The organism is Variovorax sp. CCNWLW235 (assembly GCF_037204085.1).
In the GTDB taxonomy this organism is placed as follows: Bacteria; Pseudomonadota; Gammaproteobacteria; order Burkholderiales; family Burkholderiaceae_C; genus Variovorax.
In genome coordinates this window covers 44,821-66,145 of the sequence record NZ_JBBCBW010000003.1, presented here as the reverse complement: position 1 = coordinate 66,145, position 21,325 = coordinate 44,821, and the positions used below count along the sequence as shown (strand labels likewise).

General features: G+C 66.3%; 21 protein-coding genes. 11 read left to right on the top strand and 10 right to left on the bottom strand.

Going from position 1 to position 21,325, the window contains the following annotated elements; genetic code table 11:
• Positions 1 to 32: 32 nt before the first annotated feature.
• On the bottom strand, positions 33 to 1,637 hold the full coding sequence (locus tag V9L21_RS05040; RefSeq protein ID WP_337309691.1) for a CYTH and CHAD domain-containing protein: 1,605 nt from the start codon (positions 1,635 to 1,637) through the stop codon (positions 33 to 35).
• A gap of 61 nt (positions 1,638 to 1,698) precedes the next feature.
• Here V9L21_RS05040 and V9L21_RS05035 point away from each other — a divergent pair, with 61 nt between their 5' ends.
• The 3 genes from V9L21_RS05035 to V9L21_RS05025 all read left to right on the top strand — a co-directional run bounded on the left by V9L21_RS05035 (position 1,699) and on the right by V9L21_RS05025 (position 4,839).
• A complete protein-coding gene (locus V9L21_RS05035; RefSeq protein ID WP_337309689.1) occupies positions 1,699 to 3,075 on the top strand; it encodes an amidase family protein in 1,377 nt (458 codons plus the stop codon).
• Between the two features lie 107 nt (positions 3,076 to 3,182).
• On the top strand, positions 3,183 to 3,599 hold the full coding sequence (locus tag V9L21_RS05030) for a VOC family protein (RefSeq protein ID WP_157616471.1): 417 nt from the start codon (positions 3,183 to 3,185) through the stop codon (positions 3,597 to 3,599).
• 25 nt (positions 3,600 to 3,624) lie between these two features.
• Positions 3,625 to 4,839, top strand: a complete 1,215-nt coding sequence (locus V9L21_RS05025) for a pirin family protein (RefSeq protein WP_337309687.1) — start codon at positions 3,625 to 3,627, stop codon at positions 4,837 to 4,839.
• 30 nt (positions 4,840 to 4,869) lie between these two features.
• Here the strand turns inward: V9L21_RS05025 and V9L21_RS05020 are convergent, their stop codons facing one another.
• Positions 4,870 to 5,160: a YciI family protein gene (locus tag V9L21_RS05020; RefSeq protein ID WP_157616473.1), complete on the bottom strand. Its 291-nt coding sequence runs from the start codon at positions 5,158 to 5,160 to the stop codon at positions 4,870 to 4,872.
• A 148-nt stretch (positions 5,161 to 5,308) separates the two neighbouring features.
• Here V9L21_RS05020 and V9L21_RS05015 point away from each other — a divergent pair, with 148 nt between their 5' ends.
• Positions 5,309 to 6,388, top strand: a complete 1,080-nt coding sequence (locus V9L21_RS05015) for a M4 family metallopeptidase (protein WP_337309685.1) — start codon at positions 5,309 to 5,311, stop codon at positions 6,386 to 6,388.
• Positions 6,385 to 6,723, top strand: a complete 339-nt coding sequence (locus V9L21_RS05010) for a protealysin inhibitor emfourin (protein ID WP_337309684.1) — start codon at positions 6,385 to 6,387, stop codon at positions 6,721 to 6,723. Before V9L21_RS05015 ends, V9L21_RS05010 begins: the two co-directional genes overlap by 4 nt.
• Positions 6,724 to 6,736: 13 nt before the next feature.
• On the opposite strand, the gene V9L21_RS05005 is transcribed toward V9L21_RS05010, so the two are convergent.
• Positions 6,737 to 8,065, bottom strand: a complete 1,329-nt coding sequence (locus V9L21_RS05005; protein ID WP_337309683.1) for an Nramp family divalent metal transporter — start codon at positions 8,063 to 8,065, stop codon at positions 6,737 to 6,739.
• Positions 8,066 to 8,182: 117 nt separating this feature from the next.
• Here V9L21_RS05005 and V9L21_RS05000 point away from each other — a divergent pair, with 117 nt between their 5' ends.
• From V9L21_RS05000 to V9L21_RS04990, 3 genes are all read left to right on the top strand, one after another.
• Positions 8,183 to 8,491, top strand: coding sequence for a putative quinol monooxygenase (locus V9L21_RS05000; protein ID WP_337309682.1), 309 nt, complete (start codon positions 8,183 to 8,185; stop codon positions 8,489 to 8,491).
• Positions 8,492 to 8,576: 85 nt separating this feature from the next.
• Positions 8,577 to 9,173: a hypothetical protein gene (locus tag V9L21_RS04995; RefSeq protein ID WP_337309681.1), complete on the top strand. Its 597-nt coding sequence runs from the start codon at positions 8,577 to 8,579 to the stop codon at positions 9,171 to 9,173.
• 19 nt (positions 9,174 to 9,192) lie between these two features.
• Positions 9,193 to 9,795 carry a hypothetical protein gene (locus tag V9L21_RS04990; protein WP_337309680.1) on the top strand — a complete coding sequence of 201 codons (603 nt, stop codon included), beginning with the start codon at positions 9,193 to 9,195 and terminating at the stop codon, positions 9,793 to 9,795.
• A 74-nt stretch (positions 9,796 to 9,869) separates the two neighbouring features.
• Here the strand turns inward: V9L21_RS04990 and gap are convergent, their stop codons facing one another.
• Together gap and V9L21_RS04980 are read right to left on the bottom strand one after the other, a co-directional pair.
• Positions 9,870 to 10,871, bottom strand: a complete 1,002-nt coding sequence (gap, locus tag V9L21_RS04985; protein WP_126749283.1) for a type I glyceraldehyde-3-phosphate dehydrogenase — start codon at positions 10,869 to 10,871, stop codon at positions 9,870 to 9,872.
• Between the two features lie 65 nt (positions 10,872 to 10,936).
• A complete protein-coding gene (locus V9L21_RS04980; RefSeq protein WP_337309679.1) occupies positions 10,937 to 13,045 on the bottom strand; it encodes a transketolase family protein in 2,109 nt (702 codons plus the stop codon).
• A gap of 135 nt (positions 13,046 to 13,180) precedes the next feature.
• Here V9L21_RS04980 and speD point away from each other — a divergent pair, with 135 nt between their 5' ends.
• The 3 genes from speD to V9L21_RS04965 are packed head-to-tail and all read left to right on the top strand — an operon-like array spanning position 13,181 to position 15,698.
• Positions 13,181 to 13,570 (top strand): adenosylmethionine decarboxylase, encoded by a 390-nt coding sequence (speD, locus tag V9L21_RS04975; RefSeq protein WP_337309677.1) that lies wholly within the window; start codon positions 13,181 to 13,183, stop codon positions 13,568 to 13,570.
• A 26-nt stretch (positions 13,571 to 13,596) separates the two neighbouring features.
• Positions 13,597 to 14,307, top strand: a complete 711-nt coding sequence (locus tag V9L21_RS04970) for a nucleotidyltransferase family protein (RefSeq protein ID WP_337309674.1) — start codon at positions 13,597 to 13,599, stop codon at positions 14,305 to 14,307.
• Positions 14,304 to 15,698 carry an aminopeptidase P N-terminal domain-containing protein gene (locus tag V9L21_RS04965; protein WP_337309672.1) on the top strand — a complete coding sequence of 465 codons (1,395 nt, stop codon included), beginning with the start codon at positions 14,304 to 14,306 and terminating at the stop codon, positions 15,696 to 15,698. Before V9L21_RS04970 ends, V9L21_RS04965 begins: the two co-directional genes overlap by 4 nt.
• On the opposite strand, the gene V9L21_RS04960 is transcribed toward V9L21_RS04965, so the two are convergent.
• From V9L21_RS04960 to V9L21_RS04940, 5 genes are all read right to left on the bottom strand, one after another.
• Entirely contained in the window at positions 15,640 to 16,614 is a 975-nt protein-coding gene (locus V9L21_RS04960; RefSeq protein WP_337309670.1) for a LysR family transcriptional regulator, read from the bottom strand. The two genes, V9L21_RS04965 and V9L21_RS04960, sit on opposite strands and share 59 nt — an antisense overlap.
• 33 nt (positions 16,615 to 16,647) lie before the next feature.
• On the bottom strand, positions 16,648 to 18,000 hold the full coding sequence (locus V9L21_RS04955) for an esterase-like activity of phytase family protein (protein WP_337309668.1): 1,353 nt from the start codon (positions 17,998 to 18,000) through the stop codon (positions 16,648 to 16,650).
• A 91-nt stretch (positions 18,001 to 18,091) separates the two neighbouring features.
• A complete protein-coding gene (locus tag V9L21_RS04950; protein ID WP_337309666.1) occupies positions 18,092 to 18,598 on the bottom strand; it encodes an SRPBCC family protein in 507 nt (168 codons plus the stop codon).
• Positions 18,579 to 19,712 (bottom strand): saccharopine dehydrogenase family protein, encoded by a 1,134-nt coding sequence (locus V9L21_RS04945; RefSeq protein ID WP_337309664.1) that lies wholly within the window; start codon positions 19,710 to 19,712, stop codon positions 18,579 to 18,581. Before V9L21_RS04945 ends, V9L21_RS04950 begins: the two co-directional genes overlap by 20 nt.
• Complete coding sequence (locus V9L21_RS04940) at positions 19,709 to 21,319, bottom strand: FAD-dependent oxidoreductase (RefSeq protein ID WP_337309662.1); 1,611 nt, start codon at positions 21,317 to 21,319, stop codon at positions 19,709 to 19,711. Before V9L21_RS04940 ends, V9L21_RS04945 begins: the two co-directional genes overlap by 4 nt.
• Positions 21,320 to 21,325: the final 6 nt, after the last annotated feature.

Genomic DNA, 21,325 nt, shown 5'->3' with positions numbered 1-21,325 from the left:
AGCTTCGACCCTCCGGCTTTCAGGCGCGCGGCCTACTTCTTTGTCCAGAAGCGCCGCGCCTTCTCGATCTTGCCCAGCGCCTTGCGGCAGGCCTTCGCGCCAGCCGCATGGCGCGCGCTGAACCAGCCGACTGCGAACCATGCGCGCGCATCGTGTGCAGCGGCTTCGCGGTAGAGCGCCATCGCCACCGCTTCGTCGTTGAACTCGCCCAGCGCGTCTTGCGCCGGGCGCAGCCGCTTCAGGTAACGCTCGACGGCTGAATTTTTTCCGTCGTCGGCATCGGCGAACAGCGGCGCCACGAACTCGGCCAGATAGCGCAGGCGCTTGAGCCGCTTGCGGGTGCGGTGCTGGTCTTCGGTGGGCAAGGATTCGAAGCGCTGCCCGTCGCGGATAACCTGCTTGTGCAAACGCTGCAGGCGTTTGCGCAGGAAGCGGCGGGCATCGCCGGCATCCAGCGGCACCGGTTGCTCCTGCTGCTGCGCAGCTTCTCCGGCTTTCGCCGCTTGCGCGTGCGTCGTCGTCGCGGTAAAGCCGATGAGCGAAACCAGCACCGACTGGAATCCCGGCGCGCGCACGATGTCGCCGGCTGACTGCGCGCCAGCCGCGGCCTGGTCTCCCGCGAGCGGATCGAACTCCGGTGCGCCGGCGCTGCGCAATTGCGGCTGCGCCAGCTTCACGACCTGCTCGCGATCGCGCAGCGCGCCAAGGGCGCGAAAGGCTTCGACCAGGGGCGGCTCCCATGCGGCCGCGTCGAGAAGACCCGCGGTCGCGTCGAGCCCCGCGAGTTCGCGCAATGCGGTGCGCAGCCGGCGGATGCCGATGCGCAACTGGTGGATCTGTTCCTCATCTGTGCTGCCGGCCGCAATCTCGCTGGCGTTGGGCAGCATCTGGGCGAGGCAAGACGCGACCACGGCTTGCTGGATGGTGCGGCCGTCGAGCTTGTTGTCTTTCTCATCGGCGAAGCGGGGCGGCTCGGCCTTGATGGCCGGCACGACCTCGAGCTTTGCCAGCAGGCGGGCGCCGCGTTCGGCCTTGGAAACGGTGCTGAACCACAGGCCGTGCTGCTGCGACCAGCGGCGCGCAAGCGCCACCAAACCTTGCACATCGCCCCGCTTGAGTTCGAGCTCCAGTTCGCACACCGGCGATTCGCGCTGCTCGGGCGTGCCGGCATGGGCGACGACCTTGCCGAGGTCGAGCGCCAGCTCCACTACCGCAGCGCCGGCTCCCGTGGTGCGCACGTCGCGTGTCAGCCGAACAATGTCCGTGGACTGGCGCTCGACCAGCGGCGCACCGCTTTCGGCCAGCACCTTGGCGAGCCGGTCACCCACGGGCGTGCCTTGATGGCGCTGCGGTTCGATCGTGGGCAATGCATTGCCCGCCGCAGCGCCGAGGTCGACGTTGTGTTCGAGCCGATGCAGGGCGTTGTCGCCGGTGGCCTTTACGGTCTGCACCCAGCGCCGCCCCTCTTTGCGCAGCCGCAACACGATGCCTTGTGCGGCCAGCGCCTGGTCTGCGGTGTCGAAGTAGCGCGCCTGCAGACGGGTGCGCACCACGGTGCCGCGGCGCATGGCGGCCTCGACGGCTTTCAGGCGCTCCGCGGGAATATGAAACTTGAATTCGACTTCCATGACGGCCATGATGCCCCGTCTTGCGCACATTGCTATCTGCCGCTGCCAATAGGCGGCAAGAAAGGTCCCCATGGCCACGACATCGCTCGATCCCATCGCCTTGCTGGCCGCGGGCGCCGCACGGTCGGCCAGGGCGCTGGCCGCCGGAGAGGTGAGCTCGATGGATCTGTGCAAAGCCGCCATCGCCCGCATTGAAGCGCTCGATGGCCCGCTCAACGCAGTGGTGGTGCGCGACTTCGACCGCGCATGCCGCCAGGCCGCCGAAGCCGATGCGGCTCTCGCGAGCGGCGAGCGCCGGCCGCTGCTCGGCGTGCCGATGACGGTGAAGGAAGCCTTCAACGTCGCCGGCCTGCCAACCAGTTGGGGCCTGCCGCCGTTTCGCGGCTTCATGCCGAGGGAGGATGCGGTGGCGGTGCAGCGCCTGAAGGCGGCTGGCGCGGTGGTTCTCGGCAAGACCAATGTGCCGTCGGCGCTGGCCGATTGGCAATGCGCCAATCCGGTCTATGGCCGGACAGTGCACCCGCTCGATCCCAGGCGCACGCCGGGCGGTTCATCCGGCGGCGCTGCGGTGGCGGTGGCCACGGGCATGGTGGCGCTGGAGTTGGGCAGCGACCTGATGGGCTCGCTGCGCATTCCCGCAAGCTTTTGCGGCGTGTATGCGCACAAGCCGAGCCATGGCCTCCTGCCGACGCGCGGCTTTGCGTTTCCGGGCACCGAAGAGGCGCCGGCCGGGCTGCCCTCGGTGATCGGGCCGATCGGCCACTGTGCGGCGGACCTCTCGCTGGCGCTCGATGTACTGGCCGGACCTGATGCGGCCCACCTTACGGAAGGCCGCTTCGCGTTGCCGGCGCCGCGCCACACAGCCGCGAAGGACTGGCACGTGTTGGTGGTCACGGCGCATCCACAGGCTGCGGTGGCCGCCGATGTGCGCGCGGCGGTCGAAGGCGCGGGCCAGCGGCTGGCAAGGGCGGGCGCCTCGGTGGTTGATGCATCCGGCCTGCTGCCCGATATGGCCGAGATCAGCGACACCTACAACCAGATCGTGCAAGCCGTGCTCGCACACGCCGAGCCGGGCGGCCAATCGCCGATGTCGCTTCGCGCCTGGTTCAACCTTCTCGCCACGCGCACGCGCATCCGGGCGCAATTGCGCACGCTGTTCGCGCAGTTCGACGCGGTGCTGTGCCCGGCGGTCGGCTGCGCGGCCTTCGAACACGTGGCCGAGGAAGACTGGGGCAAGCGTACGCTCACCATCGATGGAGTCCAGACGCCGTATGGCGCGCAGGGCGCCTGGGTTGGACTGGCCAGCCTGGGTGGACTGCCCGCCACGGTCGCACCCGCGGGCCGCACGTCGAACGGATTGCCACTGGGCGTGCAAATCGTCGGTCCGCATTTCGAGGACCGGAGCACCGTCGCCCTGGCCGATCAGCTGGCCGAAATCGATGCTTGAAAAAATATGTGGACGCCGTCCATTTTCTTTGATATCTTTTGTGGACGGCGTACACAACACACCGGCAAACCACCCGATCCACTCTTCATCGACACAGGAAGACAACCATGGCCAACAAGCAAATCTTCGTGAACCTCCCCGTCAAGAACCTGGAAAAGTCCAAGGCATTCTTTGCCGCACTGGGCTACACCTTCAACGAGCAATTCACCGACGCCAACGCCGCGTGCATGGTGATCAACGAAGGCAGCATCCACGCCATGCTGCTGGTCGAAGACTTCTTCAAGACCTTTACGGACAAGAGCCTCACCGACACCAGCAAGAGCACCGAGGTGCTGCTGTGCCTGTCTTGCGAAAGCCGCGCCGAGGTCGACGAGATGGTGGCCAAGGCGGTGGCCGCGGGCGGCACGGTGCCGCGCGCGCCGCAGGACTACGGCTTCATGTACGGCCACGGCTTCCAGGACATCGACGGCCACCTGTGGGAGCTGAGCTTCATGGACCCGAACGCCGAGATGCCGCCGCAGTAAGGCACGGCTGAAAAGAACAAGAACGATGCCCATCGTTCCATATGCGCTCTTCACTGTTGCACGGAAGGCACCTTCCTTAAAGCACGTTCGCCCCGATATTCCGAAGAACAATGCTGCCGCGCGTTCCGCGGCGCGATCAACGGAAAGGAATATCGAGGTGTCCAGCAACAACAGCAATGAAGAAGGCCGCAGCCCCGTGCTGCAGGTGAGCGCGCTCGGCTTTCCGTGGCAGACGATCGATCCGTTCTTGTTCTGCGTCTATCACGACGACGCTTATCCCAAGGCCAATGCGCAGATGGGGCCCGAGGCTCCGCTGACGGGCCGCCAGATCGGCCAGGACTTCAGCCGCAAGGACGGCTGGAGCATGTACCACGGCGAAACGGTGCCGGGCTTTCCCTCGCATCCGCATCGCGGCTTCGAAACGGTGACCATCGTGCGCAAGGGGCTGGTCGATCATTCCGATTCACTCGGCGCTACCGCACGCTTTGGCGGCGGCGACGTGCAGTGGCTCACCGCGGGCAAGGGCATCGTGCATTCGGAAATGTTTCCGCTGCTCGATGCGAACGCGCCCAACCCGCTGGAGCTGTTCCAGATCTGGCTCAACCTGCCGGCCAGGAGCAAGATGGCCGACCCGCATTTCACGATGTTCTGGTCGGAAGCGATTCCGCGCTTTGCGTCCGACGATGCGAACGGCGGCCGCACCGAGGTCGCAATCATCGCGGGCCGCTTCGGCGATGCCGCGGGCAACGGCAACGCTGCGGAGCCGATCGCACCGCTTGCGCCGCCGCCCGATTCGTGGGCTGCGCAAGCCGATGCCGATGTGGCGATCTGGACGCTGAAGATGACGCCGGGCGCGCAATGGACGCTGCCCGCCGCAACCGGAGAGGGCACGCGGCGCATGCTGTACTTCTTCAAGGGCGCCGCCGCACACATTGCAGGGCAGCGCATAGAAGGCCCGGCCGCCATCGAGCTGCGTGCCGATACGGCGGTGGAGCTGATCAACGGCAACGAAGAGGCCAGCGAATTCCTGCTGCTGCAAGGCCGCCCGATTGCGGAGCCCGTGGTGCAGTACGGGCCCTTTGTGATGAACACGCAGGCGGAGATCAGCCAGACGCTGTCCGATTACCGTCGCACACAATTTGGCGGCTGGCCGTGGAGCGACCCGGCGCCGGTGCATGGCCGCGATGCGGCGCGTTTTGCGCGGCACCCGGGTGGGCGCGAAGAAAAGCCGAAGCCTTGAAAAAGAAGACGCAGGCCAGCCTGCGGCGAATCAGAAAGTTTTAAGCAACTCGACGGCGGGCGCGGTCATGCTGGGCACGAACTCGATCACGTGCGTGCTTGCCACGCCGCTTTGCACGAACGGGTCGCGTGCCAGCACCGCGTCGAGCGCAGCCCGGTCGCCCGAACGCGCGAGGATCACGCCGCCCTTGCGCGGCACCTGCCGGCCCGAGGCCACGAAGAGGCCGCTTGCGTAGTGCTTTCGTAACCATGTCATGTGCCCATCCATCAGCGCATCGAGCTCTTCAAGCGGACGGATGTAGGTGAGAGTGACGATGAACATGGACGAGGCGGCAAGTAGATCTGGAACTTGCAATCCTATGGCCTGAAGCGTGGGCATTCCGTGACACGAGAAGTAACGGAGTGATCTATGTTTTGCAGCTTCTGCTAACTTCTTTTTCATTGCTTCAACTACTCAGGGGAGTCGTTCAATGCCGCTTCAGTCGCCGCACCTTTTGCCGCCTGGTTTCGTTCCGCCGTATCTGCTGGACCGGCTGGCCGAACGTGCGAGCGCGCATGCGAGCGCACGGGCGGCGCAAACGCTGATGATCGACCGCGAGCACCGCGGCCTTCGCGAGGCGGTGTCCGCCCAAGGCACGCCAGGGGTTTCTTCGGGCCGGCCACCGGCTTATGTGCGGCGAGACTCGCCTCAGCGCGCCGTTCACGACTCGGAGCACACCATGAGCCTGCCGGGCCGGCTGGTGCGCGCCGAAGGGCAGGCACCCACACGCGACATTGCAGCCGACGAGGCCTACGACTACCTGGGCGCCACCTACCGGCTGTACCGCGACATCTACGAGCGCGACTCCATCGACAACGCCGGCATGCCGCTCACGGGCAGCGTGCACTACGGCAACGACTACGACAACGCGTTCTGGAACGGCAAGCAGATGGTGTTTGGCGACGGCGACGGCGAAGTCATGAACCGCTTCACCATCGCGGTGGACATCATCGGCCACGAGCTGACGCACGGCGTCATCGACCACGAGTCGGGCTTGATCTACCAGGGGCAGTCGGGCGCACTCAATGAATCGGTCTGCGACGTGTTCGGCGTTCTGGTCAAGCAGCACTTGCTCAAGCAGACGGCGCAGCAGGCCGACTGGCTCGTGGGCGCGGGGCTTTTCACCGCCAAGGTAGAGGCACGCGCGTTGCGCTCGATGGCCGAGCCCGGCACGGCCTACGACGATCCGGTGCTCGGCAAAGACCCGCAGCCCGCCCACATGAAAGACCTGGTCGTCACGCGGCAGGACAATGGCGGCGTGCACATCAATTCCGGCATTCCGAACCGCGCTTTCTATCTTGCGGCCACGGCCATCCAGGGCCAGGCCTGGGAAACAGCGGGCCGCGTCTGGTACGACACCGTGTGCGACAGGCGGCTGCGCCAGGACTCTGACTTCCTGGCCTTCGCGCAACTGACGGTGGAGAATGCAGCCAGGCGCTTCGGCGCCGACAGCGCGGCGCACAAGGCCATTGGCGCCGCATGGAACACCGTGGGGGTCACACCATCATGATTCAGCTTCCGCCCCTGGACCAGGCTTCGGTCGTGCGAGTGACGCGCGAAGGCGGCGTTGCCTACCTGCCGGGCCTTTCGCGGCCGCGCAGCTACCAATTGGGCAATTGCAGCGAAGAACTGCGCCAGCAGATCGGCGAAGCCCTGCAAAGCGCCGCACCGCATGCGGAGCAGCGCAACGGCCCCGCCTCGCCGGGCGGCGACCAGCGCTTCTACCGCGTGGAGGTGGTGGTGGAAAGCGCCACCACGCATTCGGGTTCGGTCAGCTTCGAAGTGCCAGAGAACGAGGCCCCTGAAGCGTTGGTGCATCTCTGGAAAGACGCGGCCGACCGCTGAGCGCGGCCTCGGTTCAGAGCCCGCCGCGAATCGTCGACACCACGAGCCACACGTTGGCCGAGCTGATCACGCCAAACAGCCCCCACGCCAGCAGCTTGACCACGGTACCGTTGGCAAAGCCGCCCATCATGGAGCGGCTGCTCGTGAAGCGGATCAGTGGCCACATTGCGAACGGCAGCTGAAAGCTCAGCACCACCTGGCTCAGCACCAGCATCTTGCCCACGCCGCCGTCACCGAACCACCACACGCCCAGAAAGGCCGGCCCGAGTGCCAGCGCCCGCGTGATGAGCCGGCGCTGCCAGCACGGAATCTTCAGGTCGAGAAAACCTTCCATGATGATCTGGCCCGCAATGGTGCCGGTGAAGGTCGAGCTCTGGCCCGATGCCAGCAGCGCAATGCCGAACAGCGTGGCCGCCACCGCACTGCCCACGATGGGTTCGATGAGCCGGTAGGCATCGTCGATCTCCGTCACTTCCACATGGCCTGTGCTGTGGAAGGCACTGGCCGCCAACACCATGATGGCCGCGTTGACCAGGAGCGCGAGCGAAAGGGAGATGATTGCATCGAAGGTGCAGAAGCGCACCGCCTCGCGCCGCGCCGCATCGCTGTCGGCCACCAGCCGGGTCTGCACGATGGATGAATGCAGGTACAGGTTGTGCGGCATCACCGTGGCACCGACCACGCCGATGGCAAGGTACAGCGCGCCGGGCTGCTGCAGCCGCTCGAAGCTCGGCGCAAAGCCCATGGCCACGCCAAACCAGTTGGGCTGCGACATCGCAAGCTCCACCACGAAACAGCCCGCGATGGTGCCCACCAGCCCGAGCACGATCGCCTCGACGCGCCGGAAACCCGCGCCTTGCAACCCGAGCACGAGCAGCGTGTCGAACGCCGTGATCGCAATGCCGACCGGAATCGACACGCCGAACAGCAGATGCAAGGCGAGCGCGCTGCCCAGCACCTCCGCCAGGTCGCAGGCCACGATGGCGAGTTCTGCGCCCAGCCACAGAAAGCGGCTGACGCGCGGCGAATAGTGCTCGCGGCAAGCGCGCGCAAGATCCTTCTGCGCCACGAGACCGAGCCGCACGCACAGCGTTTGCAGCAGCATGGCCGCCAGGCTCGCAAGCAGCACCACGAAGAGCAGGCCGTAGCCGAAGCGCGAGCCGGCCTCGATGTCGGTCGCCCAGTTGCCCGGGTCCATGTAGCCCACCGACACCAGCAGGCCTGGGCCCGCGTAGCGCAGCAGCTTCTTGCCGAAGGGCAGGTCCTGCGGGACCGCCACGCTGCCTTTGACTTCGGAAGGGCAGAAGGGCGCGGTGGCGGTGCGGGGCAGCGGAAAGAACATGCGGGCGATGATAGGGGTGGCGCATCGGGTCTCGCGCGGGACCGACACCAAAGCGTCGGATCTTTTAGATTCGACGCTCGCCATTCCATTACCGTCACAACACCGGAGTCCGTTCCAATGATCCACGTCGTCGCCGTCATTACCGCCAAGCCCGGCCAGCGCGCCCAGTTGCTCGAAGCCTTTGCCGCCAACCGCGCGGCCGTGCTGGCCGAAGAGGGCTGCATCGAATACGGCGCCACGGTCGATGCGCAGGGCGTTCCGCCGTCGAAGGCCAGCTTCGGGCCTGATACTTTCGTGGTGATCGAGAAGTGGGAAACACTGGCCCACCTGCAAGCGCATGCCGTCGCGCCGCACATGAAAGCCCATGGCGAAAAGACCAAGGCGCTGGTCGAGAGCAAGCTGATCCACGTGCTCGAACCGGTCTGACAGCCACGGCAAAGGGCCTTCGCGCGCGGCGCAATGCCTGCTACCCTCGCGCCGGGATCAGGCATCCCGAGGAGGGACTCACGGCATGGCGATCTTCTGCAGACCGCGCGGCTGGCGCGTGCGCGCTTTCACCTTGGGGCTGGGCACAATGGCCGCGGCCTTGCTGTCGGCCGGTTGCGCGCAACTCGCTGCGCCGCCTTACGCGGCCGACTATGAAGCGCTCGACCGGCTCGAGGCCACCCGCTCCGGCATGGTGGCCGTGGCCAAGGTGCAGCCCACCGATCCAGGCGACAAGGTCAACACCCTGAGCCTGCGCCGCGCGAAACTGCTTTCGCCCAGCGGCACCTTCGCGCAATACCTGGAAGACGCGCTGATGCGCGACCTGGGCGAGATATCGGCCTATGACCCCAAAGCGCCCACCCGCATCGCGGCGCGAATACTGGTCAATGAACTCGACCTTGGCGTGATCAACGGCACGGGCCGCATGGACGTGGAAGTGGTGGTGACGCGTGCCAACGCGCAGCGGCTGCGCAAGACCTACCGCGGAGAGATCGCCTTCGATTCGAGCTACGCGAACATCGTCGCCGTGCCCGCCGGGCAGGCCGCCTACCCAAGGCTGGTGCGCGCGCTTTTGCGCCAGGTGTATGCCGACCCGCAATTCATAGCGGCCATTGCGCCGTAGAACCGGAGAGCGCCGCGCCATGACGCCGTTTTTTCCTTTGTCTTCAGCCGCACGCGCGTGCACCGCCGCGGCGCTCGCGGCCTTGCTGGCCGCCTGCTCCCATCCGATCACCATGATCACCGAGACCGCGCCGCCCCGTTCGATGGCCCACCTGGTGCCCAAGAAGGTGGCCTATGTGATGACCGACGCGCAGCGCGACCAGCGGGTGACGAGCCCCGGCGGTAGCGGCGACCGCGTGAGCTACTACCCCTACCGCGATCTGGAAAAATCGATTCGCGATGCGCTGCGCGCGGTGTACCGCGACGTGGTCGTGCTGCGCACTGCCGGCGACGCAAAGGCCAATGAAGCGGCGGGCGTGTCGCTGGTGTTCACACCGCAGATCAAGACCGATTCGAGCTCGTCTTCATGGGTGACCTGGCCGCCCACTTCGTTCACCGCCGAGGTGAGCTGCGTGGTGAGCGATGCCGCTGGCGCGGAGGTCACGCGCGTGCGTGCGATGGGCAACGGCACGGCGAATTTCGGCGAGTTCAATGGCGACTACGGGCTGGCCGCCCGGCGCGCGGCCAAGCAGATGACTTCGCAGCTCAGCAGTGAGATCCGACGGAACGAGAAGCTGCGTTGAAGCACTGCGCTTGCTGGCCGGGCGCATAAAAAAACGCGCCCATGAGGCGCGTTTTTCATTGAAGCATCGAAGCCTTACTTCGAGACGACCTTCACCATTTCGAGGCACTTGTTCGAGTAGCCCCATTCGTTGTCGTACCAGCTCACGAGCTTGACGAAGGTGCCGTCGAGCGCAATGCCGGCTTCGGCGTCGAAAATCGAGGTGCGGGGGTCGCCGCGGAAGTCGGTGGCCACCACCTTGTCTTCGGTGTAGCCCAGCACGCCCTTGAGCGCGCCTTCGCTTTGCGACTTCATTTCAGCGCAGATTTCCTTGTAGGTGGCTTCCTTCTCGAGTTCAACCGTGAGGTCGACCACCGACACGTCGGAGGTCGGCACGCGAAAGCTCATGCCGGTGAGCTTCTTGTTGAGTTCGGGGATCACCACGCCCACGGCCTTGGCAGCGCCGGTGCTCGAGGGGATGATGTTTTCCAGGATGCCGCGGCCGCCGCGCCAGTCCTTGTTGCTCGGGCCGTCGACGGTCTTCTGGGTGGCGGTGGCGGCGTGCACGGTGGTCATCAGGCCGCGCTTGATGCCCCACTTGTCGTTCAGCACCTTGGCGAGCGGCGCCAGGCAGTTGGTGGTGCAGCTGGCGTTGCTCACGATGGCTTCGCCAGCGTACTTCTTGTCGTTCACGCCGTAGACGAACATGGGGGTGTCGTCCTTCGAAGGGGCCGACATGATCACCTTCTTGGCGCCCGCATCGAGGTGCTTCTGGCAGGTTTCCTTGGTGAGGAAGAGGCCGGTCGACTCGAGCACGATGTCGGCGCCGACTTCGTTCCACTTCAGCTGCGAGGGATCGCGCTCTTGCGTGAGGCGGATCTTCTTGCCGTTGACGATCAGCATGTTGCCTTCAACCGTGACTTCGCCCTTGAAGCGGCCATGCACCGAGTCGTACTGGAGCATGTAGGCCAGGTAGTCGGGCTCGAGCAAGTCGTTGATGGCGACGATCTCGATGTCGTTCTTGAAGTTCTGCACCGCAGCGCGCAGCACGTTGCGGCCGATGCGGCCGAAGCCGTTGATACCGAGTTTGATAGCCATCTGATTTGCTCCTAAGGTTGAAAAACTTGTGATCTGACGGAAAGAAGAAACGCCTGGCTGCCGGCTCAGTCGCGCAGGGCGGCTTCGACGGTGGCGGCAACGTTCTCTGCCGTGAACCCGAAATGCTTGAACAGCGCCGGTGCGGGTGCCGACTCGCCGTAGCTGTCGATGCCCACGATGGCCGCGCAGCCGTATTTCCACCAGCCGCCGGTGCAGCCCATTTCGACGGCGATGCGCGGCAGCTTCTTGGGCAGCACGCTCTTCTTGTAGGCCACGTCCTGGCGATCGAAGGTGGTGGTCGAGGGCATCGACACCACGCGCACGGCAATTTTCTTCTCGGCCAGCAATTTCTGCGCGGCAAGGGCCAATTGCACTTCGGAGCCGGTGGCAATGATGACTGCGGCGGTCTTCTTGCTCTTGAGGCCGACGGCCTCGGGCTCCGACAGCACATACGCACCGCGGCTGATGTCGCCGAGGTCGCCCTTGGGCGCATAGGCGATGTTCTGGCGGCTGAGCAGCAGCGCGGTGGGGCGCGACTGGTTCTGCAGCGCCACGGCCCAGGCCACGGCGGTTTCAGCCGTATCGCCCGGACGCCAGACGTCGAGGTTGGGAATCAGGCGCAGCGACGCGGCGTGCTCGATCGACTGGTGCGTGGGGCCGTCTTCGCCCAGGCCGATGGAGTCGTGCGTGAACACGTGCACCACGCGGCGCTTCATGAGCGCGGCCATGCGGATGGCGTTGCGGCTGTAGTCGCTGAAGGTGAGGAAGGTGCCGCCGTAGGGAATGAAGCCGCCATGCAGCGCCACGCCGTTCATGATGGCCGCCATGCCGAACTCGCGCACGCCGTAGTTGATGTGGCGGCCGATCACGCCATGGGGAGGCTCGGCCTTGTCGGCGGTGCTGTCGGGCTTGGGCTCGTCTTCGGCGCCCTGGGCGGGCTGCTGCGGCTGGCCCATGACCACGGCACCGGTCTTTGCGTCGAAGCGCAGGGCCGCGGTGCTCTTGGTGTTGGTGAGGTTGGAGCCGGTGAGGTCGGCGCTGCCGCCGAGCATTTCGGGCAGGGCGGCGGTAAAGGCTTCCAACGCCAGTTGGCTGGCCTTGCGGCTGGCCACGGTTTCGCCCTTGGTGTGCGCAGCCACCACGGTGTCGAACGCCACCTGGTGGAAGTTCTTGGGCAGCTCGCCCTTCATGCGGCGGGTGAACTCGGCGGCCAGGCCCGGGTAGGCTTCGGCGTAGGCGGCGAACTTGTCGTTCCAGGCGGCTTCGGCCTTGGCGCCCTCGGCCTTGTGGTCCCAGTCGGCGTAGGCTTCCTGCGGCACTTCAAAGGCCGGGTACGGCCACTCCAGCGCGGCGCGGGTGAGGGTGATTTCATCGGCGCCCAGCGGCTCGCCGTGGGCCTTGGCGGTGTTGGCGCGGTTCGGGCTGCCCTTGCCGATCTGCGTCTTGCAGATGATGAGGGTGGGCTTCGAATCTTCCTTCTTGGCCTTGGCGATGGCCTTGGACACGTCCTTGGCGTCGTTGCCGTCGATCGGGCCGATGACGTTCCAGCCGTAGGCCTTGAAGCGCTCTTCGGTGTTGTCGATGAACCAGGGCTTGACCTGGCCGTCGATGCTGATGCCGTTGTCGTCGTACAGCGCAATCAGCTTGTTCAGGTGCCAGGCGCCGGCCAGCGCGCAGGCTTCGTGGCTGATGCCTTCCATCATGCAACCGTCGCCCAGGAAGGCGTAGGTGTGGTGGTCGACGATGTCGAGGTTCTTGCGGTTGAACTCGGCCGCAAGCAGCTTCTCGGCCAATGCAAAGCCAACCGCGTTGGTGATGCCCTGGCCCAGCGGGCCGGTGGTGGTTTCCACGCCGGGGGTCACGTCGACCTCGGGGTGGCCGGCGGTCTTGCTGTGCAGCTGGCGGAAGTTCTTGAGCTCGCTAATGGGCAGGTTGTAGCCCGTGAGGTGCAGCACCGCGTACAGCAGCATCGAGGCGTGGCCGTTCGAGAGCACGAAGCGGTCGCGATCGAACCAGTGCGGGTTGGCCGGGTTGTAGCGCAGGTGTTCGCCCCAGAGTGCGACGGCCATGTCGGCCATGCCCATCGGTGCGCCCGGATGTCCGGAGTTAGCTTGTTGGACGGCATCCATGGCCAGCGCGCGAATCGCGTTGGCCATCAGGGCTTGGTTTGCCATGGGCGGTGGACTTTCGGGGAATGTGGATTGGGGGGAACCCGCGATTTTACCGGGCTCGCTCCAACCCGCTCCAATACGGCCTGAACACCCGACTGATGTTCTTTGGCGACAGCCGGACTGCTAGAGTTGCCACCCATGCATGGGCTGCACCTCACCGCCGATCTCCACGACTGCCGATGCGCAATGCAATGGCTCACTGACAAGGAGGCGCTCGGCGCCGTTTGCCTGAAGGCCGTAACGGCCGCCGGGCTGCAGCCGGTGGGCAAACTGGTGCACGGGTTTCCGGCCACGCCGCAGGGGCCGGGCGGCGTGACGGCCACGGTGCTGCTGGCCGAATCGCACCTGTGCATCCACACCTGGCCCGAGCAGCGCGGCGCCACGCTCGACGTGTATGTGTGCAACTTCGGCGCCGACCATTCGGCCAAGGCGCATGCGCTGATGGAATGCATGGTGGCGCTGTTCCAACCCGGCCACAGCGAACGCAACGAGCTCGTACGCGGCCAGGTCGGCCAGGTGGCCGCTTGAAGCCGGCGCCTTCCTTGGTGCGGGCAATGATCCTTGCGGCCGGTCGCGGCGAGCGCATGCGCCCGCTGACCGACACCACGCCCAAGCCGCTGCTCGAAGTGCGCGGCAAGCCGCTGATGCAATGGCCGATGGAAGCGCTGGCGGCCGGCGGATTCACCGAGCTGGTGGTCAACACCGACTGGCTGGGCGAGCAAATTTCCGGCCGCTTCGGCGCAGAGCCGCAGCTTGGCGAGCAGCGCGCGCTATCAATTTCATATTCCGACGAAGGCCGCGAGTTTGGCGGCGCGCTGGAAACGGCGGGCGGCATCGTGCGCGCGCTGCCGTTGCTGGGCGATGTTTTCTGGGTGGCGGCGGGCGATGTGTTCGCGCCGGATTTTGCCTTCACGCAGGCTTCGGTGGCGCGGTTCGCGGCCAGCGGCAAGCTCGCGCACCTGTGGCTGGTGCCCAACCCGGCGCACAACCCGAAGGGCGATTTCGGGCTTTCGGCCGAAGGCCTGGCGCTCAACTCGGCGGCCGAGAAGTACACCTTCTCGACCATCGGCCTGTACCGCGCCGCGCTCTTTTCGCCGCCTTACTGCAGCATTGCGGCCGGCAACCCGGCGGGCCTCAAAGCCCCGCTGGCACCCATCTTGCGCGCCGCGATGGACAATGAACTCGTGAGCGCCGAGCTCTACACCGGGCCCTGGACCGATGTGGGAACGCCCGAACGGCTTCTTCAACTGAACACGCCAAGATGACCTCAGAAGACCTCAAGATCTACGCCGAGCGCCGCGCGCGCCTCGCCTCGCAACTGGGCAAGGACGGCATCGCCATCGTGCCGACCGCGCCCGAGCAGCAGCGCAACCGCGACACCGACTTCCTGTTTCGGCACGACAGCTACTTCTATTACCTGACGGGCTTCACCGAACCGAACGCCTGGCTGGTGCTGGCGGGCGACGGCCGTAGCACGCTGTTCTGCGCCCCCAAGGACCTGGAGCGCGAGATCTGGGACGGCTATCGCCTGGGCCCCGACGCGGCCCCCGAGGCGCTAGGCGTGACAGAGGCCTTTTCGGTCAACGACCTCGACGCCAAGCTGCCCAAGCTGCTCGAGAACAGGTCGACCGTGTGGTTTCCGTTCGCCACCCACAAGGGGCTCGAAACCCGCGTCGACGGCTGGCTTCAATCGGTGCGCGCGCGCGTGCGCTACGGGGCGCTGTGCCCCCAGGAGCAGCACGACCTGTGCGGCCCGCTCGACGAAATGCGGCTGATCAAGGACGCGCACGAGCAAGACATCATGCGGCGTGCCGCGCAGATCAGCGCCAGGGCGCACATTCGCGCGATGCAGCTTTCGGCGCGCATGCTGCGCGAGGGCAAGGACGTGCGCGAATACCACCTCGATGCCGAGCTGCTGCACGAGTTCCGCCTGGGCGGCTCGCAGTACCCGGCCTACGGCTCCATTGTGGCGGCGGGCGCCAATGCCTGCGTGCTGCACTACCGCGCCGATGCGGCCCCGGTGCGTAACGGCGAACTGGTACTCATCGACGCCGGCTGCGAACTCGACGGCTACGCCAGCGACATCACGCGCACCTTTCCGGCCAACGGCAAGTTCAGCGGCCCGCAGCGAGCGCTGTACGACCTGGTGCTTGCGAGCCAGGACGCGTCGGCCGCGGCCACCAAGGCCGGCAACCGCTTCAACGACCCGCACGATGCGGCCGTGAGGGTGCTTGCGCAGGGCATGCTCGACCTGGGCCTGCTCGACGGCAACAAGGTCGGCAGCGTGGACGACGTGATCGACAGCCGCGCCTATTTCCAGTTCTACATGCACCGCACCGGCCATTGGCTGGGCATGGACGTGCACGACTGCGGCAGCTACGTCGAGCCCACGCAAGTGGGTGAGGTGAGCGAGCGAAAAGATCCGCTGTCGAACGAGGTCATCAAGAACCGGCCGAGCCGCATCCTGCATCCAGGCATGGTGCTGACGCTGGAACCCGGCATCTACGTGCGGCCCGGCGAGGGCGTGCCCGAGCGGTTCCACAACATCGGCATCCGCATCGAGGACGACGCCATCGTCACGGCCACTGGCTGCGAGCTTATTTCGCGCGGCGTGCCGGTGAAGGCGGACGAGATCGAGGCACTGATGCGAGCTTGACCGCCCGCTGAGACACCGGCGGCGGCACATGCCGCGCCTGCAGGAAGTCGATGAACACCCGAAGCTTGCGCGGTATTTGCGCGGAGCTCGGGTGATAGAGGTAGAAGCCCGGAAAGGTCGGCCACCAGGGTTCGAGCAGCGGCACCAGGCGGCCGCTGTCGAGATCGCCGCGCACCGAGCCTTCGAAAGCCACGGCAATGCCCGCGCCATCGCGCGCAGCGGCCAGCAGCACGTCACCGTCGTTGCTGATCAGCGGGCCGGCCACTTCAATGTCGAGCACGCGGCCGTCCTGCGCGTACTCCCACCGATAAAGGCCGCCGGTGGTCAGGCGGTAGTTCATGCACTGGTGCTCGCGCAGGTCTTCGGGCGTCTTCGGCAATTGGCGTTGCGCAAGGTAGCGCGGCGACGCAACAGTCACCATGCGTTGCGGCCCGCCCATCGGCAACGCCACCACGTCTTGCGCCAGGCTTTCGCCAAGCCGGATGCCGGCATCGAACCCGCCTTCGACCAAGTCGACCATGCGGTTGTCGCAAACCAGTTCGAGCGTGATGTCGGGAAACGCTTCGGCAAAGTCCCCCAGGTGCGGATACAGCAGGAGCTCGGCCGACGCGCGCGCAACGTTCAGCCGCAGCAGCCCCGCCGGCTTGTCGCGCACCTCATTGATGCCTTCGACCGTTTGCGCGAGTGCGGCGAGCGCCGGCTGCGCGCCCTTCAGCAGCTGCTGGCCCAGCTCGGTCACGCCCACGCGGCGCGTGGTGCGGTCGAGCAGGCGCACACCCAGCCGCCGCTCGAGCGTGCGCAAGGTCTGCGACAGCGCCGAAGGCGAGACGCCCAGTTCTTCCGCCGCCCGCGTGAAGCTAGCGTGGTGCGCAACGCGTGCGAAGGCGGCAATGGCGGGAAGCAGTTCGGGCGACATGCGCCCGATTATCGAGACCCCGGCAAACTCGAGCTACTTGGCCTGCAGAAACGCCCCCGCTTCGAGCAGCACCAGTTCGTTGTCGTCCGCCTTGTTCGGCTCGCGGCTGCTGGAGAACGGCAGGTTGTTGTCGTTGCCCACCACGATGTGCGTGGCGTCGACCACATCGACGTTCTCGATGGTGAAGAACGGGAACTTGAGCACACCGTCGTTCAGCGGCTTGCGCGCAAGCTTGGCCGGGTCGGCAAGGTTCAGCAGGTCGATGTAGCCGATCTTGCGCACCGCGCCGCCCACGTTGGCGTCGTTCAGCTCGACCTTGTAGACGCGCTTGAACTTGGCGATGTCGTGGAAGCAGTCGGTGCGCTTCTGGCCTTCGGGGCAGGCCTTGTCGCTCGTGCCTTCGCCGTTGTCGCGTTCGATGATGAGGCCGGTGGTGCCATCGATCATGTTGAAGTCGCCAATGGCATGGCCGTTGGCTTCGAGCACGTATTTCCAGTGGCGGCCGGTCCACTTTTCAGAAGCCACGTCGAACTCCAGCACGCGCAGCGCTTCCTTGCCGTCCTGCTTCTCGTAGTCCTTCGCCTCGGCGTTCCACACCGGGCCTTCGAGCAACGCATAGAGCTTGCTGCCATCCTTGGAGGCCGCCATGCCTTCAAAGCCCTTGGAGCGCTTGAGCTGGAACTCGACCGCGCCACCCGGCGCACCCGGCGTGGTTACCGCGGGATGGTCCGGCGAACGAACGGCCTTGCCGTCGACCTGCGTGTCGAACACCGCGAGCACCTTGCCCTTCAGGTCGGCCTTGATCAGGAAAGGACCGAATTCGTCGCCGATCCACATCGCACCGCCGGCAAACTGCAGGCTCTCGGGGTCGAAGTCGGAACCCGTGAGGTAGCGCTGCTTCGTGCCTTCATGAACGATGCGAAAGGGCACCTTCTTGTCGGGGTCGTGCAAAAACACGGTGTTCAGGCGGTTGAGCTTGCCGCTCTTGAAGTCCACCTTGTAGTGGTTCAGGTAGAGCATGAAGTCGGGCGAATTGGCCTTGGCGCCGGCACCGTTGTCGGTCAGGATCCAGAACGATCCGTCGTCCATCTTCTTGATGCCCGAATGGCCCTGCAGCGGTTGGCCCTTGAAGGGCACCGAAACGCCCGTGCCGCGCCCGCCGGAGAGGCCTTCCACAGTGCCCAGCGCCTCCACGCGCTTGCCCGAGGTGAACTTGCCGCTTGCCTGCAGATCGGCCGGCGCATCCTTGGGCGCCGCAACGAAGCTCTGCGCGGGCAGCACGGCATGGCCGGCGAGGGTTGCGGGGAAGGCGGTCTGTGCAGCGGCATGGCCGCAGGCGAGCGCGGCGGCAAAGGCGATGAAAGTGAGAGGGGCGAGACGCGTCATGAGAGCAAGAAGAAAGGTTTCAGTCGAAACGCGAGACCATGCCGATTGCGCGTGACGCGGCCATGACATGCAGCGCTCAGAATTGGCGGCGTCATGCCGCGCCGTTCCCGTGCTGCATTCGTTGCCACTCAACGACCTCTGCTGCGTGCCCGGCCAGGAAATCGCGCAAGCGACTGAAACGCCGCTGCGTCTGCCGCGCGAAGATCCAGGCCACCACGGGTTCCATCAGCCAGCGCAACGCTGGCGGCCCGGCCTCGATGGTGTAGGCATAGATCAGCACCGAATGGCCTGGGTGCGTGTCTCGGTGCCGCATCGAAGCAGCCCAGCGGCTGAAGGGAAAGGAGCGTCCGACCATCGAAGCCGCCGCCACGCGCGGCCGGTCGAACGCGACGAAGCGCGTGCGCATCGACAGCCCTCGCAGCCAGCCACCGCCCGTGTTTTCTGTTTCGGCACCGACGAACGGGCACGGCGCGCCACCCAGGACACGGGCATCACTCACCAAGGAATCCCAGCGTGCGCGCCAGATGTGATAGTGAAAAGCATCGAAGACCACGTCGGACGGCGCCGGCATCTCGAATTCAAAGCGTTGATGCGCCATGGCTCGTCGCTTTTTCGTCGATCACATCTGTCACCATGCCCCAGCGCGCGAACTCGGTTTCGAACTCGCTCAAGGCCAACAAGCCGCTACAGGCATGCGCGCCAACGGGCAGCGCATAGCCGCGCGCCAAGCGCCGTGCCAGCAGGATCGCGGCCATGCAGGGAATCTCGGGGCCGTGGTTGTCGTCGGCGGCAATGTGCCAGGCACGGCGCGCGGCGGCGCCTTGCGCGTCCAGCCCTTCGACACGCACCACCATGCCGCCCAGCGCCGTGCCGAAGCGATCGAACACGCGGCCTGCGGAATACAGCAACGGTGCGAGTCTTGCCGGTGATGGCAGCAGGCCCACGCGGCGCATCGATGCAAGGAACGCGAACGCATGCTGCGCCAGGCCGACCTCGAGCGCCGCTCGAAACATGACGGACTGCACGCCGGCATAGCGCGCCGGAAAAAGCTCGAGATCGGGAATGTCGCAGAGGGCACCGCGGCGCGGCTTCATGCGCGCGAATTGCACCGTCGTGGGCTTGGCCCATCCTGGTTCTTCGGTCCACGCGCCGTCACGCCAGACCTGGATCGGCTCGCCGCAATAGGCCAGCACGCCGGCAAGCGTGGCTTGGCCGCGCGGCGCACCTTGTGCCGGCGCAATGCAGATATCGATGCTCCGGATGCTGCGCCATCCTGCGGTGAGATGGTCCACCACCGCGGACGACAGTGCCGGCACGGTGCTGGCGCCGGCAACGGCGGTGCGGCCCGCGCTGCGAAAGGCTGCGTCAAGCGCGGCGGGAAAGTCGCAGACGAAGCGCCGCCCATCGGCCAGGCCGATGTAGTGCGCGCCGGCTGCCGCCACGGCGTGCGGCACGCGATAGTCCTGGTTCTGGAAAGGGCCCGCGGTGTGAATGACGAGTTCGGCGCCAAGGCTACGCAGGTTTTCGACGAGGTCGCCGGTCTGGACGTCGATGCGCACGCCACGGGGCGCATTGCCCAGCGACTGCGCAAAACCGGTGGCGCGCTGCATGTCGCGGCCGCCGATCATCAATTCGATACCTGCATCCGCTGCCAATGCGCGGCAGATGCGCGCGCCGAAGTTGCCGTAGCCGCCGAGCACCAGGATTTTCATGCGGCGACCGTGCCCGCAACGTGCCCGCGCGTGAAGGCTTCTTCAAAGATCGAATAGCCCGACCAGTCCGCATGCGCGAACGAGAGACACCCGGCGGCAACGTGGCCGCGGTGCGCAGTACCCACGCGCGCCAGCAGGCCCGGCGTCGGAATGGCCATGGCGTGGCCGTAGCGGGTGATCTCGACGCGCGTGGCCAGCTCCGGCAGGTCTGGATGCGGCACCGAGAGCTCGGCGAGCAGGTCGTCGCGCCATCCGGTCCAGGGGCGGTCTTGCAACAGGCGGCGGCCATCGGCCGTGTCGTAGCTGCTCGGGCCAAGCGGCCTGTACCAGCTGATGACGGTGCCGCGCGGCGTAGGGTCGAGCGTCTGGTGGCGCGCATCGACGTACCCCAGGCCGCGTGTGCCGTACACGACGTTGTCCCAGCTCGGCGCTGCGCCGGGACGATCGGCAAGCGGGCCGCTCAGGTGCACATTGGCGACCAGCCAGGGCGCATAGCGCGTGTGCGCTGCGGCATTGCGCAGCACCTCCGGCGCGTTCTCGACGATGCGGGCGGCGATGAACACCGGCAGCGCGACGACGCAGCGCTCTGCTTGCCAGCGCACCAGCGATTTTGTTTTGGCGTCCCACGCGTCGACCTCGACGCCACCGCGCAGATCGGCGATGCGCGTGACCACCTGCCCGGTGTGCAGCCGGTCACCAAGGGGCTCGGCGAGCCGCTTCGTTAGCCAGCCATTGCCCTCGGGCCACGTAAGCACGCCGTCGCGTTCGGGGTTCGAATCGGCCCCGCCGCCCGACGAACCCGGCGCATGAAACCCATGCCGGCTTGCGAAGTAGTGGATGCCGGCCCAGGCCGAAACGTAGGCGATGCCGGCGCCATAGTCGTCGCGGCAGCAGTAGTCGAGGTACCAGCGCAGTTGCGGATCGCTGAAGCCTTCGCTGTCGAGCCAGCGCTCGAACGGAACGGCGTCGAGCGCGAGCAGTTCGGGGGTTGCCGCCACCTTGAGCGTGGGAATGGCGAAATGCGCCGCGTGCTGCAGCGCATCGATTCGTTGCGCGAACTTGCGGTACTGCGCATGGGTGCTCTCGCCGACGTCGTGCACGGGCAGGAGGCCGTCTTGCCATTCGCCGCGAAAGAACAGGCGCTCCTGCGGGCTGTGGCAAAGGCTGCGCTCGTCGTATTCCCAGCGCCCGGCCACGCGGCGGCGCAGGCCTAGTTCCTCGAGCAGGTCTTGCACTTCGCGTGCGTTGTCGTCGGGCACCGGCAGGTAATGTGCGCCCAGCGGGCAGGCAATGCCGTTGACCATGCCGGCGCGGGAGTTGCCGCCGGCCGTGTCTTCGAGTTCGAGCAGGGCGAAGTCTTCGATGCCCGAAAGACGCAAGGCGCGCGCCGCGGCAAGGCCTGCAACGCCGCCTCCGGCGATGACCACGCGCGTGCGCTTCACGGCTGCGGGGGCGCGGCTCGTGAGTGCGCCGTCGCGCATGGCGTGGCCTCGCGCCATGTCGATGCCGGTGAAGCTGCCTTCGATGATTGGCTGCGGGGCCTCGCAGCCGGCGAGCGCCAGTGCCCCCGCCGCACCCGCCATGCCCAAAAAATCGCGCCGCTGCATGCGGGG

Bases quoted from the DNA above. Each gene is read 5' to 3' on its own strand.
- V9L21_RS05025 (WP_337309687.1), top strand. From the start codon at position 3,625: ATGCCCATCGTTCCATATGCGCTCTTCACTGTTGCACGGAAGGCACCT.
- V9L21_RS04965 (WP_337309672.1), top strand. From the start codon at position 14,304: ATGACCTCAGAAGACCTCAAGATCTACGCCGAGCGCCGCGCGCGCCTC.
- V9L21_RS04980 (WP_337309679.1), bottom strand. From the start codon at position 13,045: ATGGCAAACCAAGCCCTGATGGCCAACGCGATTCGCGCGCTGGCCATG.
- V9L21_RS05005 (WP_337309683.1), bottom strand. From the start codon at position 8,065: ATGTTCTTTCCGCTGCCCCGCACCGCCACCGCGCCCTTCTGCCCTTCC.
- V9L21_RS04995 (WP_337309681.1), top strand. From the start codon at position 8,577: ATGGCGATCTTCTGCAGACCGCGCGGCTGGCGCGTGCGCGCTTTCACC.
- V9L21_RS04940 (WP_337309662.1), bottom strand. From the start codon at position 21,319: ATGCAGCGGCGCGATTTTTTGGGCATGGCGGGTGCGGCGGGGGCACTG.
- V9L21_RS05020 (WP_157616473.1), bottom strand. From the start codon at position 5,160: ATGTTCATCGTCACTCTCACCTACATCCGTCCGCTTGAAGAGCTCGAT.
- V9L21_RS05030 (WP_157616471.1), top strand. From the start codon at position 3,183: ATGGCCAACAAGCAAATCTTCGTGAACCTCCCCGTCAAGAACCTGGAA.
- V9L21_RS04955 (WP_337309668.1), bottom strand. From the start codon at position 18,000: ATGACGCGTCTCGCCCCTCTCACTTTCATCGCCTTTGCCGCCGCGCTC.
- gap (WP_126749283.1), bottom strand. From the start codon at position 10,871: ATGGCTATCAAACTCGGTATCAACGGCTTCGGCCGCATCGGCCGCAAC.
- V9L21_RS04945 (WP_337309664.1), bottom strand. From the start codon at position 19,712: ATGAAAATCCTGGTGCTCGGCGGCTACGGCAACTTCGGCGCGCGCATC.
- V9L21_RS04950 (WP_337309666.1), bottom strand. From the start codon at position 18,598: ATGGCGCATCAACGCTTTGAATTCGAGATGCCGGCGCCGTCCGACGTG.
- V9L21_RS04970 (WP_337309674.1), top strand. From the start codon at position 13,597: ATGATCCTTGCGGCCGGTCGCGGCGAGCGCATGCGCCCGCTGACCGAC.
- V9L21_RS04990 (WP_337309680.1), top strand. From the start codon at position 9,193: ATGACGCCGTTTTTTCCTTTGTCTTCAGCCGCACGCGCGTGCACCGCC.
- V9L21_RS05035 (WP_337309689.1), top strand. From the start codon at position 1,699: ATGGCCACGACATCGCTCGATCCCATCGCCTTGCTGGCCGCGGGCGCC.
- V9L21_RS05040 (WP_337309691.1), bottom strand. From the start codon at position 1,637: ATGGCCGTCATGGAAGTCGAATTCAAGTTTCATATTCCCGCGGAGCGC.
- speD (WP_337309677.1), top strand. From the start codon at position 13,181: ATGCATGGGCTGCACCTCACCGCCGATCTCCACGACTGCCGATGCGCA.
- V9L21_RS04960 (WP_337309670.1), bottom strand. From the start codon at position 16,614: ATGTCGCCCGAACTGCTTCCCGCCATTGCCGCCTTCGCACGCGTTGCG.
- V9L21_RS05010 (WP_337309684.1), top strand. From the start codon at position 6,385: ATGATTCAGCTTCCGCCCCTGGACCAGGCTTCGGTCGTGCGAGTGACG.
- V9L21_RS05015 (WP_337309685.1), top strand. From the start codon at position 5,309: ATGCCGCTTCAGTCGCCGCACCTTTTGCCGCCTGGTTTCGTTCCGCCG.
- V9L21_RS05000 (WP_337309682.1), top strand. From the start codon at position 8,183: ATGATCCACGTCGTCGCCGTCATTACCGCCAAGCCCGGCCAGCGCGCC.